Raw genomic sequence first — 14,427 nt, 5'->3', positions numbered from 1 at the left:
CGGCTTTTTTTATTCTAAAGTACAAGTTAAAGTACCAGTGCCAGTCTTGAGCCGAAGGTATAAAAACATTGTCTAATTGCTGATTTGGTTGATATCTAGTAGGTGTGTATATTATATGTTATGATACATAGGAAAATTGAACCAGTTAAGGGAGTGTTAGAAATGAACAAAAAGGTACTTGTAACTTCTGTGTTATCTCTGTTTCTTTTAACGAGTGCAACAAGTGTATTTGCTCATCCGGGGAGGACAGATTCGAATGGAGGGCATACGTGTTGGACAAATTGTTCCAAATGGGGACTAGAGTACGGACAGTATCATTATCACAATGGCGGTAGCTCATCATCCTCATCTTCTTCAAGTTCCAAATCATCGGGTAGTTCATCCTCATCGTCTTCCAAAAAAACAACCCCAGCAAAACCCAAAGAAACTAAACCACAATATACGGAATCTTCATTGAAAGTATATGTTAATGACCAAAAAGTAGATTTCACGAATAAGCCTGTACAATATCAAGGGAGTAATTTGCTTCCTTTACGAGACATTGCAGATGCATTAGATGCTACATTTACATACGATCCGGATACTGCAAAGATCGGTCTGACAAAAGATAAATTCAAGGTTACCCTTACGATTGGAAGTAAAACTGTATTTTATAACGGTAAGGCTGTTACATTAAGCACAGCTCCAAAAGTAGTTAATGGTGTAACTTACATTCCAGTACAATCTATTAAAGGATTAGGCGCAACCTTGCAATTAAATGCTAGTAAAAATACGTTAAATATTGAGATATAATACGTAGTGGAAGGACTAAGCTTCATTTTGTGAATAAGGTATAATTAGGAATTCACTCGTTAATATCTATCAAATTATTGTTGTAATCTCGACATCATTTAGATATTATAAATCTACAAATAAATATCATGCTTGTTTTTATCCCCGGGTAAAAACGATTTTAAAGCATTGAGTCTTATTCCCGTTAGGGCCTATGAATGTAGGAGGGATGAGATTCAATGCTTTTTTAATTATTTGATGTGGAGGTAGTATGACTGATGCGATTTTTGAGTGATAGAGATGTTAGACAAGTATTGAATGTTCAACAAGCCATCCATCTTGTTGAGACGGTGTACCAAGCTAAAAGTGAAAATAACACGGAGACTTGGCCAACAGTCTTTTATGATTTTGAGCCGGGTAAGGCAGATATGGACATCAAATCAGGGTATCTCAAGCGCGATAAGGTATTCGGACATAAGACAGTTACATGGTTCGCTGATAATGAAGCAAAGCAGATGCCGACTCTCATGGGACTAATCACCGTTTTCGATGCTGAAACAGGTAAACCTGTAGGAATAACCGAGGCTGCATATATTACAGGCATCCGGACAGGAGCTTCAGGAGCAATTGGTGCTAAATACTTAGCTAGAAAAGAATCTGAAAATCTACTTGTTGTGGGATCTGGTAACCAAGCTATTTTTCAAATAGCATGTGCTTTGTTTGCTCTCCCTACGTTAAGAATGATCCGGGTTGCAGGTAGGGACAAAGCGAAATTAAAACAATTTGTTGATGCCATACCACATAGACTGCAAATCGAATTTGGGATGAACGTAGAGAAAGTTAAATTTGAGGAAGTAAACTCCTTGGAACAAGCAGTGAAACACAGTGATATCATCATTACTGTAACGGCATCCAGATCACCAATCATTAAGAGGGAATGGGTAAAACAAGGCACACATATTTCTTGCATCGGTGCAGATATGGCTGGAAAACAGGAGATTGAATCAAGCCTGATCTCAGAAGCCTGCCTTTTCTTAGATGATCAAGAACACTGTAAGCAAGTCGGTGAGATTGAAATCCCACTTAAAGAAGGAGCGATTACAGAGGGGGATTTACGTGGTGAAATTGGTGATGTGATTCTAGGAAAAATAAAGGGAAGAACCAGTAACGAACAAATTACAGTCTTTGATGCTACGGGTATGGCAATCTTGGATATCTATGCAGCAAAAATGGCATTACAGGCTGCTGAGGGAAAAAATCTTGGAGTTAAATCTGAAATCTAAGGGAGCATTAGAAATGACTTTTAGCTATGAACATGTAATAAATGCCTATGATCGAATCAGGAACTATGTAATGAAAACACCACTTGAAGAGTCCTTTTATCTAGGTGATGACGATAGCAGATTTTTTTTCAAACTGGAGTCTCTTCAGCGAGCAAAGAGCTTTAAAATCCGAGGGGCTCTAAATAAAATGATGACGCTAACTGAAGAAGAAAGAAACTGTGGTGTTGCTGCAATCTCCTCAGGTAACCATGGAAGTGCTGTAAGCTACGCTGCATCAATTCTTGGAATAAATAATGTTGTTGTAATCGTCCCAGAATCAACACCCCAAAGTAAAATTGATAAAATTAATTATTTCGGATCAGAAGTAATGAAATTAGGTGAAGATTTTGACGAGGCTCATGTGTTAGGCATGAAATATATTAATGAACAGGGTCTAACCTATATCGATGCATATTATAGCGATCCAGAAATTTATGGTGGGCAAGGGACGGTAGCTATTGAAATACTAGAGCAAAACAAAGATATTGATACAATCGTAGTCCCCATAGGCGGAGGTGGCCTTATAACGGGTATTGCTGTTGCTGCAAAATCGATCAATCCGACAATTCGTATTGTTGGCGTTCAAACAGAGGCATGCCCGGCTATGTTGAAATCTTACGAGGACCACATCTTCTATGAAGAATATCCGAACGAAGAGTCATTGTGTGACGCGCTACTTGGTGGAGTCGGAAAATTGAGCTTCGAGATGGCTAAGTATTACGTAGATGATTTTATCGCAGTGTCTGAACGCTCAATCGCCAAAGCAGTTAGTTTTATGGCCAAAGAAGAAAAATACATCGTTGAAGCTGGGAGCGCTACAACAGTTGCGGCTATTATGGATTATAAAGAACGTATTGGAGGTAGAAATGTAGCACTTGTTATAAGCGGTGGGAACATTGATGGAAATGTATTAACGGATATTTTGTCTAAATATTAATTATCTCTTTCAAGTTACTAGAAGAAGTGCTGATAAATCATGGGTTTCTCTGATCCAAAATAATGTTAACGTTAATGGTAAGCCAATTGTTGATATCGGTTGCGGAGGTGGAATTTATACAAAATCCTTGGCTGATATGGGTGCATTACACGTTACAGGTGTAGATTTGTCATTAGAGATGATAAAGGGAGCTAGCGAGAACTGTATAAATTACGACAACGTTGTGTTTGATAGAACACCAGAAGATTGCTTGATGCCAGGAAACGAAAGCCATCTAAGAGGTTATTTTTTTGAAAAGTACTGCGCTGATCATCTGCACGTCTGGGATCCTGATGACCATTTTATCTTTAGACAAACAAATAAGGCAGGGGATTTGTAATGGACTCTTGCATTGCTTAATTTTAATATAGGGTAGAAGAGTTAAATTAATATGGATTGTTTGAAAGCGGCCTTGGAGGTGAGTACGATGGGCGAACAGAATGATGTAAAAAACCAACAGCAAATAAGCTCAAGATTAGCCATCCAAAATGTACTGCTTGATTCTCGTCAGCCTGCTTTAATCTGGGTCACTCTGATTTATGTGTCTGCCTTGTTCTCTCAGTTTCCCGGGTTTCCCACAGCGTTTGAATTGAGTATGTTTACAGGTCTTATGCTGATCCACATTTTGCTACATTGGTATGCCGGGAGCATTGTGGATCGGAGATCCTGGGTATATTTTGTGGTGCAAGGATTGATCGTCCTGGGTTGTGTAGCTATCATGCCTAGCACTCATCCCATCATCTTTATAAGTCTATTAACAGCTTTGGTCGGGCAAAGTATAGGGGTGTATGCCGAACGGGTTAAGGTTTTATGGGTTTCTGCTTTTTATGGAGTTCTGTTTTCACTAGTTTGGCTCCGAACGACTGAGGATTTGTTAACCACATTGCCTTCACTCTTTTTTGTAACGTTTTTTGTGATAGGTTATGCTTCTTTGTTTTATAAGCAAGTTCGTGCTAAATGGCAAACCCAGTCGTTTTTGCGGGAATTAGAAATTGCGCATAGGCAGGTGGAGGCGCTAACGATTGCCAACGAGCGCCAGCGAATGGCTCGTGATCTCCATGATACCTTAGCACAGGGGTTGGCAGGTCTGATTATGCAACTGGATGCCGTGGATGCTCATTTGGAGAACAGTAATACACATCGCGCTCATGAAATTGTTCAGTTGTCCAAAGCCCACGCCAAACGTGCTCTCTCCGAAGCAAGAAGCGCCATTGACAATTTGCGTTCGCATGCCGCAGAGGCCATAGACATATCCAAAGCAGTGCAGGCTGAAGTTGAACATTTCACGCATACGACAGGGATTCAGATCTCCACCCAATTATCGCTACACGATCCGCTAGTACCGAAGCTGATTCACGAGCATAGTTTGCTGATCATCCGGGAATGCCTGGCTAATACAGCCAAACACGCTCGTGCTGCAAACGTAGAGGTTGCGGTTGTTGCAGGTGAAAATAAGATTGAGCTAAGGATAACGGATGATGGGATAGGTTTTGATACCCGAGTGATCAAGAAGCAATTCGGCAGCTATGGTTTAATTGGTTTGACTGAACGGGTCAGAATTATGGGTGGTGATATCAGCATTAATAGCGGGTCGCAAGGCACCCGTGTGATGGTTAACATTCCATTATATCAGGAGGATATTAACTTATGACAATCAGGATTCTGATAGCAGATGACCATCTGGTCGTTCGCGAGGGACTTAAGCTGATCCTGGAAACCAATTCAAGGTACACGGTAGTCGCAGAAGCTTCCAATGGTGTGGAAGCGCTCCAACTGGCGGATGCTTATAGTCCGGACATTATTCTATTAGATCTTAACATGCCTAAGCTGGATGGCTTAGCCACCATGACTGGACTTAAAGAAAAAGGACATGATATGCCGGTTATTATCTTGACTACATATAATGAAGACGACATGATGAGTCGTGGACTGGCGTTGGGCGCAAAAGGTTATTTGCTAAAGGATACGGGGAGAGAGATGATATTCCGTTCCATTGAAGCAGCGATGCGGGGAGAAACGCTGTTGCTTCCGGAGATCACTGACAAAGTATTCGCTAAACAGACCTTTGAAAAGACGACAGTACCATCTACTACGGCCAACATATCTATTACCGACAAGGAGCTGATTGTGCTTCAAGCCATTGCACGTGGATCTCGAAGTAAAGAGATTGGTTTAGAAATGGGGATATCTGAACGCACCGTAAAAGCTCATTTAACTACAATTTACAATAAGTTGGGGGTCGACTCGAGACCGCAGGCGGTTGCTGTCGCGGTGGAGTGGGGCATTCTACATTTTTAATCGAACTGTAAAGAAGCTTGTCTGAATTTGCCCGATCGTACATTTGGGGATTGCCCTTTTGTACGATTTTTTTTTCGTGCTCCTCCAATTATGATAGATGCAGTAGTACAAGAGATTTCAAATGGAGGAGAAATGATGAAAAAACTAGTGACAATAATCCTGACAACAGCTTTCGCACTAGTCCTGCTATCTGCTTGTGTTGCGAATAACGGGACTCCCACTAAGGAGAACTTTGCGAAGGAAGACGTGACGAAACCAGAAAACAACAGCCAATTGAAAAAGGAGGAATCTTTGGATATGGAAACTAAAGAGGGTTCGATCTACAAAGAATTTCCGAAACCAATCGGCAATTATACGGTGGGACGGACACAGATGGACTTCAAGTACACCGCATCCGACCAATCGGAAAGGGAATTAACAGCGTTATTTTTTTATCCGTCCGACAGTAGTGAAGACAAATCAACGGCAGAATATGCTTTTCCTGAGTTTCATTCTCTGAGAAATGAGCTTCTTGTGAAAATAGGCGCTCCACTAGGCGAGCAGCTTTTTGATTCGAATTTTAAGACGTGGTCATACGATGATCTGGCCTTGTCTAAGCAGGAAACGCAATATCCCGTTCTATTCTTCAGCCATGGTGCGGGCGCTTATCCGCAGCAAGGTACTGTGTTTGCCCAAGACCTGGCAAGCGCTGGCTATATCGTGGTATCTATCGGACATGCAGAAAGCGGTGTTTACAAACTGAAGGATGGACGAACGGTTGCTATGACAGAAAAGTTTATGGAAGACTTGACGGCTTACAGTATGGAAGTGGCCTCTCTCATCATGCCACAGCCGCAAATCATGACCGAGAAGTTAGGAGAAGAACAAGCGATCAAGACGTCACGTCAATTAACATCGGCGCCTCAAGCCGTCGAATTTGCGAAATATGCCGTTTTACAGAGCGAAGACATTAGACATGTAGCAGATCGACTGTACGCTATGAATGCGGGTGACATAGAATCTTTGTTTGAAGGTAGATTGCAGTTGGATATCGGCATGGGAGTATTTGGACATTCGTTTGGTGGAACGACAGCGGCAATTGTTAGTCGTGACGATGACCGTTTCGTCGGTAGTGTAAATCTGGATGGAAATATGGTAGGTGCGCTGGACAGCGATCTGAAAAAGCCTTTCATGCAGCTCGGCACAGTACTTGCATACAATACGAATGCTTTTCTTCTTGAATCCAACAGCGAGGATACCTACTTTGCCATTATTGATCAAGTGACACATGGCGATTTCTCGGATTCCATGTTTACGACTACAGACTTAGGCTCCAGAGGAGCCCGGGACGCTATGGAGCAGCGCGATATTCTTACTTCGTATACAAAAGCATTTTTTGATAATTATCTGTTAAACAAGACATTGGGTCTGGAGAGCCTCGCATTTGAAGGCGTGGAAATGATCAAAAAGCCTTAGTGATAATGCTCTTTGTTCAGGACAAGAACATGATACTATATGATATGAGTAACTTATCGAAGTCGCTATATTTAGCGGCTTTTTTTTGTTTCGTTGAGAAAAGTTCGTAAACTAGCACTATAGCAAGAAAATAGAAGGAAGTTTGAATATCCTTTTTATGGTGTATATCACAAATTAGTGTAACTTCTAACTTTCAAATAACGTACAATTTAAAAAGGGTTCAGGCATGAATATATAGGATGGAGGGGCTAGGAATGAACAAATATGTGTTACATATCGTTGCAAGTGTAATTTGCATATTACTGCCTCCTATTGGTCTCTTATATGGATTGTGGGACAGTAACCAACCTAAAGTAGGACCTGTGGGAGATGGAAAACCGATATATCCTACCATACCTCAATGGATATCTATTGTGTCTCCTTTTATTGCTGGAATCATTAATCTACCTTTTGCCTTTATGCGGTACAGACAATACAAAAAGACTAAAACGGACTAAGAAGAGTTGAAGAAATCCGCACTGTTACAATGGATTTTACATTGTAAGTGGAAGGGGACGGACATGGCTAAATTAGTGAGTGGACTCACAGTTGTCTTGTTACTTGTACTAACCGTCGGCTGTAGTTTTCAACACGAACAAACTCAATCTCATGCAGACATCATTGGTACAATTATTGAGGTTAATGAGCAAGATAATCAAATATTGATCGAGCATGATGACGTAAAGGGCTCTGCAACGAATTTAATCTGGATAAGTTTAGATCAGGATAGTGAAATAATTGTCGGTGGCGTAGCGAAGTCTAAGTTGAATAATTTATTAATAAGTAAGAAAGTTGAAGTGTGGATAAAAGATCTTATAGCGCAATCATCACCTCCACAAGCTCTAGCTAATAAAGTTATTATTCAATAATGAGGTGCAATAATATTGAAGACTTTAAAAGAATTTATCTGTGACTTACCATACATTATTAATGATGCAAATATTGAGTCAATAATGAAAATACAAAAATGCGATTACAACGAAGCAACCAAAATAGATTATGAATTGAATTGGAAATGGAAAAGACGTTCATTTCATTTGCAAACCCGTTGTATTACAGCGATGTATGAACGTTTATTTGGCAAATACAAAACAAAGGATTGTAGGAAAGTCATTATAGAATGTGTAGAACACATTACGGACAAAAAGGTTGTTAAGGATTCGGACGTTTGTTCCGTGCCAATCCAATTTAGTTTAAGTGAGTTTAGTGCCAAAAGTGAGTTGGAGAAAAAAAAGGCTACGCTTCGACTGCTAATGAGTGGGATAGAGGAACTTGCTGTAAATAAAAATTGGGTAGTTGAGCCATTTAAGGAGGTAGCTCTACAGATAGAAGAGCTAGGTTACGTAAATGAATGGATTTGGAAAAAAAACTTGAAAAGCCCTAATAAGAAGTACAATGCTAAAGTTATATGCCATCATCATGTAGAAAGCATGGATATATACATATCTGTTTCACAACGTGATGGTAAGCAAGTGCTTTTAGAGAAGGTGGTATCAGATCAGCCAGATGAATTTGCCTATGCTAGACATTTAGGCGAACTGAAATGGCTATCTGATTATGAACTGGTTTTGATTAATAAAGCTGGCAATGAAAAATTGCTGGTTACAATAGAACAGTGACAGTTTCCAAGGGACAAAACATGATTCCTATTATCTAATTGAAGTCGCTATTTTAGCGGCTTTTTGTTTTTCGAAGAAATCGCTATTGATGCAACGAGTTCATTCAAGAAGTTTACCATAACGTACAGGAAAATGGCGTGAGAGGATTAGGCAAACATTTGATCTGATTGGGATAACGCTCACTTTCTCTTATGTTGCATAATGAAGGTGAGGGATGTAGGGTATATGATCAAGCTTGAATGCACATCGTATTCTTTATAGAAAAGTGGAGGGTTTTATATGACGGATTGTAATATGAAGTGCGACACCTACTGGAAATAAATAAAAAATGACCCATGGCTGGATTCGTGTAGAATGAAGGTTCCTACACCACATTCACACAAGGAGAATCCACCATGAGCTACACACATCTTAGCATAATTGAGCGCAGCAAGCTAGAAATCCTCCATCGGCAAGGCCATAGTGCAAGAGCCATCGCAAAAGAATTGGGAAGGCATCCTTCGACGATTTGTCGTGAATTGGATCGTGTTACTTCATCGCAACCCTATCATGCAGAGCAGGCTCAGAGCGCTTATGAGGAGCGTCGTAAAGCTTCAATCTCATCTGGTAAATGGTCCGAAGCCATCGCTATTTCCTTGGAGGAAAAACTACAGGCAACGTGGTCTCCAGAGCAAATTACGGAACGTTTCCGCATCGAAGGCTTGCCATCGGTTTCCTTCAAAACCATCTATCGCTGGCTCTACGCTGGGCGTTTGGTTCGAGGCACGTTACAGGTTCTTCGGCATAAAGGGAAGCGTAAGAAGCCCCTAGAAACTCGCGGTACATTCGCTATCGGCAAATCGATTTCAGATCGTCCTAAAGAGGTTCGTTCCCGTGAAACGTTTGGGCACTGGGAGCTGGATACCGTCGTTTCGGGTCGCGGGAAAAGTAAAGGATGCGTAGCCACGCTCATTGAGCGAAAAACCCGTCTGTATACTGCGATTCTCATGCCTGATCGTACAGCTTTGTCCATGGAAATTGCACTTGGTGTAGCTATCTCACAGTATCCTACAGGTACTTTTCTCACAGCCACAGCTGATCGGGGAAAAGAGTTTGCATGTTACGCCAATCTAGAAACCAGTCATGATCTGCACGTTTATTTTGCTGATCCATATTCGTCTTGGCAACGTGGTTCCAATGAAAACGCGAATGGCTTGCTTCGAGAGTTTTTCCCAAAAGGCACTGATCTCGCTCAAGTGCAGGATGAAGATCTCGCCAGTTCACTAGATTTAATTAATCACAGACCACGAAAATGCTTGGGTTGGAGAACCGCTCACGAATCTTTTACAGAGGAACTGTCGCACTTGGTTTGACAATCTGTCATATGAAAAAAATGATCTTGAACAATGGGATTGAAATTCCTATCCTCGGATTTGGCGTTTTTCAGATTGCTGATCCAAATGAGTGTGAACAAAGTGTCTTGGACGCGATTGAGGTAGGTTATCGGTTAATTGATACCGCTGCTTCTTATATGAATGAAGAAGCTGTTGGCAGAGCACTCAAACGAAGTGGCGTGGCAAGAGAAGAATTTTTCATTACGACGAAGCTGTGGGTGCAAGATACAGGTTATGAGCGCACCAAAAAAGCATTTGAGAAATCGCTGGAACTTTTGCAACTTGACTACTTGGATCTTTATTTGATTCATCAGCCCTATGGAGATGTGCATGGATCATGGCGCGCTATGGAGGAGTTGTATAGAGAAGGAAAAATTCGCGCAATCGGCGTCAGTAACTTCCATGAGGATCGCTTAATTGATTTAATTATTCATAATGAAGTTGTTCCAGTTGTAAATCAGGTTGAAACACATCCTTTCAACCAACAAATTGAAAATGCAAAATTTATGAAACAGAACAACGTTCAAATTCAATCATGGGCTCCTTTTGCAGAAGGTAAAAATGACTTGTTCCAGAATGAAATATTGGTTTCCGTTGCTACAAAGCATAACAAATCCGTTGCTCAGGTCGTTTTACGTTGGCTGACTCAAAGAGAAGTCGTAGTCATTCCAAAATCAGTTTGTAAAGAAAGAATCATTGAAAATTTCAACATCTTTGACTTTGATTTGAGTCAAGAAGATATGGAGATGATTGCATCCCTAGATACGAATCAGAGCCTGTTCTTTTCACACCGTGATCCTGAAATGGTCAAATGGATTGGCACTCGGAAGATTCATGATTGATCATAAAAAGCGTGTGAACTTCTGAATAACATGTTCACACGCTTTTAACGACTAAGGAAGAAAACATATCCTCATTGAAGTCGCTATTATTTATAGCGGCTTTCTTTACTCCATCGTATATCAAGAAAGGTGTAACTTTTTTAATAAAACTGTTCAATGTCGGTCATAGACTTAACGTAACTTCCTCAATTAACGCTTCACGGTAAATAAGCCTCTACCAATCAAATTTGCTGATATAGGTTGAATCCCAATCTCTCTTGCCCATATGGATAGCTGCCCCATATGATGGATTTCGTGTGCAATGACATGGCGCAAGATCTCACCTTGGGTATAACGTCCTTCATTCCATGGAACACTCACCAATTGGTTATCAAAATCATCTGACCAGGAATCAAGAAAGGCTTTTGTCTCTTGTATCCATGAATCGGAGAGTTCTTTTACTTGTTCCAGTGTTTTATAGTTCTCATACTGGACTTGAATATCTGGTTTACCTTGTATTCCGCGAATCCAGCTATACTCTACGTCTGCAATATGGAAAAGTGTATACAGAATGCAACCTGCTCCACCTATTCTATTCCGCAACAATTCCTCCTTCGAAACTTGCTTGAATAGTTCAAACCATTCATCTCTTACCATCCAGTTATAATGAAATAACTTAATCAATATGTTCCCTCCTTATCCGTAATTAAGCAAGATCGGATCAGTATGTTCTTTTGGAGTGCCGTTGGTCTTCAATTTCCTTAAACTATGCTATTCTCTCATTATGGAACAAATGTTCGCGATTATCAAACGTTAGTAGATAAATCATTCTAGTAGCTGCTGAGATTAAAGAATTCGATGCATGGCAAGTGAATAGAAGAGAGAGTGAATATACGATTGACAAGTAAACTTGGCAAGCATATAATAACTTCATGACAAGTTTACTTGTCAGAATCCATGAGAAGTATACATAATCCTAGAGCAGAGGTGGAATTTTTTGAGAAGTATAATAAACAAAGTTGGAAACAGTAGGAGACTTACAGACCGCACCCAATTCAGTAATCCGAAGTTATTAGAAGTCATCGTTGCTGCAGTCGTTTATCTCGCTTTTCTTTATGGCGCTGCGCCAGCAGTTGCAAGATTTTTCTCAAGTGATATCGTTTCAATGGGTCTTGCACTCGCGGCACTGTCCGGCATCATGGGACTGGCTGCATTTGCAGCTGCATATCTGATTCGGATCCGCCGGCTCTCCGTGTTTGGAATCCGAAGTGTGTCCAAGCGGCAAGTGTTGCTCGGCATAATGTACGGAATAGCGGCAGTACTCTTGACCCGCGTAGTTTACATCATAATCTATCTTTCCGGTGTGTCATTGGTCAATGTACAAGAGTCATATCAATCTGCATCTACCGGAGGGATCCTCGCATTTGTCTTCCAGATCATCTTCATCGCTGTGCTAACCCCCATTGGTGAGGAATTTGCATTCCGTGGTGTTCTTACCAATGCACTCGAGCGATTCGGTCCTTGGTTAAGCGTGTCAATCAGTACCATCGTTTTTGCAGCTGCACATGGCTTCAATGCTGCCTTTGTTCCTGCTGTCATCGTTGGTGCCCTCGCGGCAATCCTCTTTCATCGAACAAAGTCGGTGTGGCCTGGAGTAATTGTTCACTGTGTTAACAACGGAACAGGTGTATTGCTCTCGATACTTCTCGCGGCATTCGCCAATTAAACGGGAAGCGTCCACAATTTTGTGCGTTCAGAGCGCACTATGTTCTCTTGTGATATTATGGACAAGACTATTGGTAAGACTGCTGGGAGGAATTCACATCAACAAGGATGAAATATTAGCGAAAAGCAGAAGAGAAAACAAGAATAGGGACTTATTTAAATTAGAAGTTCAGTCTAGAGCAGTAAACATTGGTTCTGTTGTAGCCGTCTTCCTGGCGACTGTCTTTTTTGTAGTTCAACTTCTGCTGGATGGTGGTTTTAATTGGGGATTGTATGCCATTTTATTCTCTGTATCGGCTACAAGTTTTCTCATTACAGCCTTTCGTTTGAAACGCAGCCTCGACATCGTTTTTGCAATCATCTGCACACTTGCGACACTGATGTTCTCTTTCATCCATATCTATAATTTGATCACAACGTTTATAGGGTGAGCCGATGGACAATGAACTGATCTTGAGAAATCATTTGAAAGAAGCGAGAACAGAAAAAAAATTTTCACAGGAACAACTTGCAAAATTAGTTGGAGTTTCCCGAAATACGATTAGTTCGATTGAAACTGGTCAATTTAATCCAACAGCTAAGCTGGCTTTAATTCTTTGTATTGCTTTGGACAAAAAATTTGAAGAACTTTTTTATTTTGATTAACTCTCTACGTATTTAATTAGAGCTTTTAAGATAATGGGATGCGATAGCAGAAGGAGATCAAGAAAGCAGCCGATCAATGATCGGCTGCCTTTTTGTTCAACTATTCCCCAAAACTCGTTCCAGAGACAACGTATAACGATCCCCATATTGCATTGATTTATGTACAACTATAACGAATTCATTTTATCTCTTCTTTCAAAAGTGAAATTCAAGTTGTCCACTAGTTTATTCGCCAAACTTTACGTTGGTCATTTGCTCACTAAGTTTCCACAACCGCTCTGCTGCCTCAGGATCGATGGCCCAGGGTAACACACCTGGCATTTCTTCTGGGGTGAACACAGCTTGAGCAATATCAGCATCCAAACAGTATACTCCACCCATACCATTTAGCAGAGAATTGGTAGCACACCATACACTAGTCGCTGCTCCTTGAGCTTCAGTTTTGAGATCACTTCCGAAGTCCAATCCGCCAAGCTCTTCTTTGGACAAAAACCGGGACAAGTCTGTATAGATTGCACCAGGGTGAACTGAGAACGCACGGATTCCGTGACTAAAACCTAATCGATCTAATGAAACGGCAAAGAGAGCATTAGCGGATTTTGATTGACCGTAAGCTTTCCACTTATCATAGGAGTGGTGTTCATAGTTCGGATCATCAAACTCTACGCCCCCTAAGACGATCCCTGAAGAGGAAACGGATATTACTCTAGCCTCACCTGCTTGTATTAATGCTGGCCATAAACGTGCAGTCAACTGAAAATGTCCTAAATGATTCGTGGCAAATTGAGATTCATATCCACGAGAATCGCGAGTTAATGGAGGAACCATTATACCTGCATTGTTTATCAAAATATCAATCTGACGTTCCGTATCTAGGAAGTGCTGTGCAAATGTATCAATGGACACTGGATTGATCAGGTCAAGTTCTGCTAGCTCTACTCGTGGAATATCCTTCAAGGCTGATCGTGCTTTATCCATGGATCGGGCTGGTACTACAACGGTTGCGCCGGCTTCTGCCAAGGCACGGGTAGTTTCAAGCCCAATACCTGAGTAGCCACCTGTTACAATACAAACTTTATTGCTCAGGTCGATTCCTTTCAATATATCTTTTGCTGTTGAATGTTTATTGAAGCCACTAGAAAGAGGTTTCTGAGGAGTGATAATATAAGTTGGTTTTGAGGGCATAGTCTTAGCTCCTTTTTTCATTTGATTTTATATTTTACATACTAGAGTTAACTCTAGGTCAAGAGAAGATAACCTACTTTTATTAATTGCAGTTATTATATAGGTGCAGTTCCGTTACTGTGTTTCGAGCAGAAGCTTGAATTGTGATCACTCGAAAACATAAATTTCTTATCTATTATGTACGAAAGTGTGAGGAAT

Annotated in this window: 17 protein-coding genes; 15 read left to right on the top strand and 2 right to left on the bottom strand. The window is 40.8% G+C overall.

What is annotated here, in order from left to right; translation table 11 throughout:
- The first annotated feature begins 162 nt into the window (after window positions 1–162).
- The 12 genes from M3636_RS09025 to M3636_RS08970 all read left to right on the top strand — a co-directional run bounded on the left by M3636_RS09025 (window position 163) and on the right by M3636_RS08970 (window position 10,695).
- A complete protein-coding gene (locus M3636_RS09025) occupies window positions 163–792 on the top strand; it encodes a copper amine oxidase N-terminal domain-containing protein (protein WP_251382201.1) in 630 nt (209 codons plus the stop codon).
- A 257-nt stretch (window positions 793–1,049) separates the two neighbouring features.
- Complete coding sequence (locus tag M3636_RS09020; protein WP_145408616.1) at window positions 1,050–2,054, top strand: ornithine cyclodeaminase family protein; 1,005 nt, start codon at window positions 1,050–1,052, stop codon at window positions 2,052–2,054.
- Window positions 2,055–2,067: 13 nt separating this feature from the next.
- The gene (locus tag M3636_RS09015; protein WP_251382200.1) at window positions 2,068–3,030 is read left to right on the top strand and encodes a threonine ammonia-lyase; all 963 of its coding nucleotides are present in this window, start codon (window positions 2,068–2,070) and stop codon (window positions 3,028–3,030) included.
- Window positions 3,011–3,409 (top strand): class I SAM-dependent methyltransferase, encoded by a 399-nt coding sequence (locus M3636_RS09010; RefSeq protein ID WP_353056288.1) that lies wholly within the window; start codon window positions 3,011–3,013, stop codon window positions 3,407–3,409. Before M3636_RS09015 ends, M3636_RS09010 begins: the two co-directional genes overlap by 20 nt.
- Window positions 3,410–3,496: 87 nt before the next feature.
- Window positions 3,497–4,720 (top strand): sensor histidine kinase, encoded by a 1,224-nt coding sequence (locus M3636_RS09005; RefSeq protein WP_251382199.1) that lies wholly within the window; start codon window positions 3,497–3,499, stop codon window positions 4,718–4,720.
- Window positions 4,717–5,367: a response regulator gene (locus M3636_RS09000; protein WP_251382198.1), complete on the top strand. Its 651-nt coding sequence runs from the start codon at window positions 4,717–4,719 to the stop codon at window positions 5,365–5,367. The genes M3636_RS09005 and M3636_RS09000 overlap by 4 nt, the downstream gene beginning before the upstream one ends.
- 297 nt (window positions 5,368–5,664) lie before the next feature.
- Entirely contained in the window at window positions 5,665–6,822 is a 1,158-nt protein-coding gene (locus M3636_RS08995; RefSeq protein ID WP_251382197.1) for an alpha/beta hydrolase, read from the top strand.
- Between the two features lie 254 nt (window positions 6,823–7,076).
- The gene (locus M3636_RS08990; RefSeq protein WP_251382196.1) at window positions 7,077–7,319 is read left to right on the top strand and encodes a hypothetical protein; all 243 of its coding nucleotides are present in this window, start codon (window positions 7,077–7,079) and stop codon (window positions 7,317–7,319) included.
- A gap of 63 nt (window positions 7,320–7,382) precedes the next feature.
- Window positions 7,383–7,730 (top strand): DUF3221 domain-containing protein, encoded by a 348-nt coding sequence (locus M3636_RS08985; protein WP_251382195.1) that lies wholly within the window; start codon window positions 7,383–7,385, stop codon window positions 7,728–7,730.
- Between the two features lie 15 nt (window positions 7,731–7,745).
- A complete protein-coding gene (locus tag M3636_RS08980; protein WP_251382194.1) occupies window positions 7,746–8,480 on the top strand; it encodes a hypothetical protein in 735 nt (244 codons plus the stop codon).
- Between the two features lie 395 nt (window positions 8,481–8,875).
- Window positions 8,876–9,832 carry an IS30 family transposase gene (locus M3636_RS08975; protein ID WP_251382193.1) on the top strand — a complete coding sequence of 319 codons (957 nt, stop codon included), beginning with the start codon at window positions 8,876–8,878 and terminating at the stop codon, window positions 9,830–9,832.
- 11 nt (window positions 9,833–9,843) lie between these two features.
- Window positions 9,844–10,695, top strand: coding sequence for an aldo/keto reductase (locus M3636_RS08970; RefSeq protein ID WP_251382192.1), 852 nt, complete (start codon window positions 9,844–9,846; stop codon window positions 10,693–10,695).
- Between the two features lie 189 nt (window positions 10,696–10,884).
- Here M3636_RS08970 and M3636_RS08965 read toward each other — a convergent pair whose 3' ends face one another.
- Window positions 10,885–11,358, bottom strand: coding sequence for a DinB family protein (locus M3636_RS08965; RefSeq protein WP_251382191.1), 474 nt, complete (start codon window positions 11,356–11,358; stop codon window positions 10,885–10,887).
- A 313-nt stretch (window positions 11,359–11,671) separates the two neighbouring features.
- Here M3636_RS08965 and M3636_RS08960 point away from each other — a divergent pair, with 313 nt between their 5' ends.
- From M3636_RS08960 to M3636_RS08955, 3 genes are read left to right on the top strand one after another with little or no spacing between them, the layout of a single operon-like run.
- A complete protein-coding gene (locus tag M3636_RS08960; RefSeq protein WP_251382190.1) occupies window positions 11,672–12,400 on the top strand; it encodes a CPBP family intramembrane glutamic endopeptidase in 729 nt (242 codons plus the stop codon).
- On the top strand, window positions 12,342–12,830 hold the full coding sequence (locus M3636_RS29745; protein WP_353056274.1) for a DUF6442 family protein: 489 nt from the start codon (window positions 12,342–12,344) through the stop codon (window positions 12,828–12,830). Before M3636_RS08960 ends, M3636_RS29745 begins: the two co-directional genes overlap by 59 nt.
- A gap of 4 nt (window positions 12,831–12,834) precedes the next feature.
- Window positions 12,835–13,044 (top strand): helix-turn-helix transcriptional regulator, encoded by a 210-nt coding sequence (locus M3636_RS08955; RefSeq protein ID WP_128102316.1) that lies wholly within the window; start codon window positions 12,835–12,837, stop codon window positions 13,042–13,044.
- A 225-nt stretch (window positions 13,045–13,269) separates the two neighbouring features.
- Here the strand turns inward: M3636_RS08955 and M3636_RS08950 are convergent, their stop codons facing one another.
- Window positions 13,270–14,229, bottom strand: a complete 960-nt coding sequence (locus M3636_RS08950) for an oxidoreductase (protein ID WP_251382189.1) — start codon at window positions 14,227–14,229, stop codon at window positions 13,270–13,272.
- Window positions 14,230–14,427 lie beyond the last annotated feature (198 nt).

The organism is Paenibacillus sp. MER 99-2 (assembly GCF_023714095.1).
Lineage (GTDB): Bacteria > Bacillota > Bacilli > Paenibacillales > Paenibacillaceae > Paenibacillus.
Note: the sequence above shows the minus strand (reverse complement) of the source record. Positions and strands in the feature narration are given on the sequence as shown.

Bases quoted from the DNA above. Each gene is read 5' to 3' on its own strand.
- M3636_RS09025 (WP_251382201.1), top strand. From the start codon at position 163: ATGAACAAAAAGGTACTTGTAACTTCTGTGTTATCTCTGTTTCTTTTA.
- M3636_RS09020 (WP_145408616.1), top strand. From the start codon at position 1,050: ATGCGATTTTTGAGTGATAGAGATGTTAGACAAGTATTGAATGTTCAA.
- M3636_RS09015 (WP_251382200.1), top strand. From the start codon at position 2,068: ATGACTTTTAGCTATGAACATGTAATAAATGCCTATGATCGAATCAGG.
- M3636_RS09005 (WP_251382199.1), top strand. From the start codon at position 3,497: ATGGGCGAACAGAATGATGTAAAAAACCAACAGCAAATAAGCTCAAGA.
- M3636_RS09000 (WP_251382198.1), top strand. From the start codon at position 4,717: ATGACAATCAGGATTCTGATAGCAGATGACCATCTGGTCGTTCGCGAG.
- M3636_RS08995 (WP_251382197.1), top strand. From the start codon at position 5,665: ATGGAAACTAAAGAGGGTTCGATCTACAAAGAATTTCCGAAACCAATC.
- M3636_RS08990 (WP_251382196.1), top strand. From the start codon at position 7,077: ATGAACAAATATGTGTTACATATCGTTGCAAGTGTAATTTGCATATTA.
- M3636_RS08985 (WP_251382195.1), top strand. From the start codon at position 7,383: ATGGCTAAATTAGTGAGTGGACTCACAGTTGTCTTGTTACTTGTACTA.
- M3636_RS08975 (WP_251382193.1), top strand. From the start codon at position 8,876: ATGAGCTACACACATCTTAGCATAATTGAGCGCAGCAAGCTAGAAATC.
- M3636_RS08970 (WP_251382192.1), top strand. From the start codon at position 9,844: ATGAAAAAAATGATCTTGAACAATGGGATTGAAATTCCTATCCTCGGA.
- M3636_RS08955 (WP_128102316.1), top strand. From the start codon at position 12,835: ATGGACAATGAACTGATCTTGAGAAATCATTTGAAAGAAGCGAGAACA.
- M3636_RS08950 (WP_251382189.1), bottom strand. From the start codon at position 14,229: ATGCCCTCAAAACCAACTTATATTATCACTCCTCAGAAACCTCTTTCT.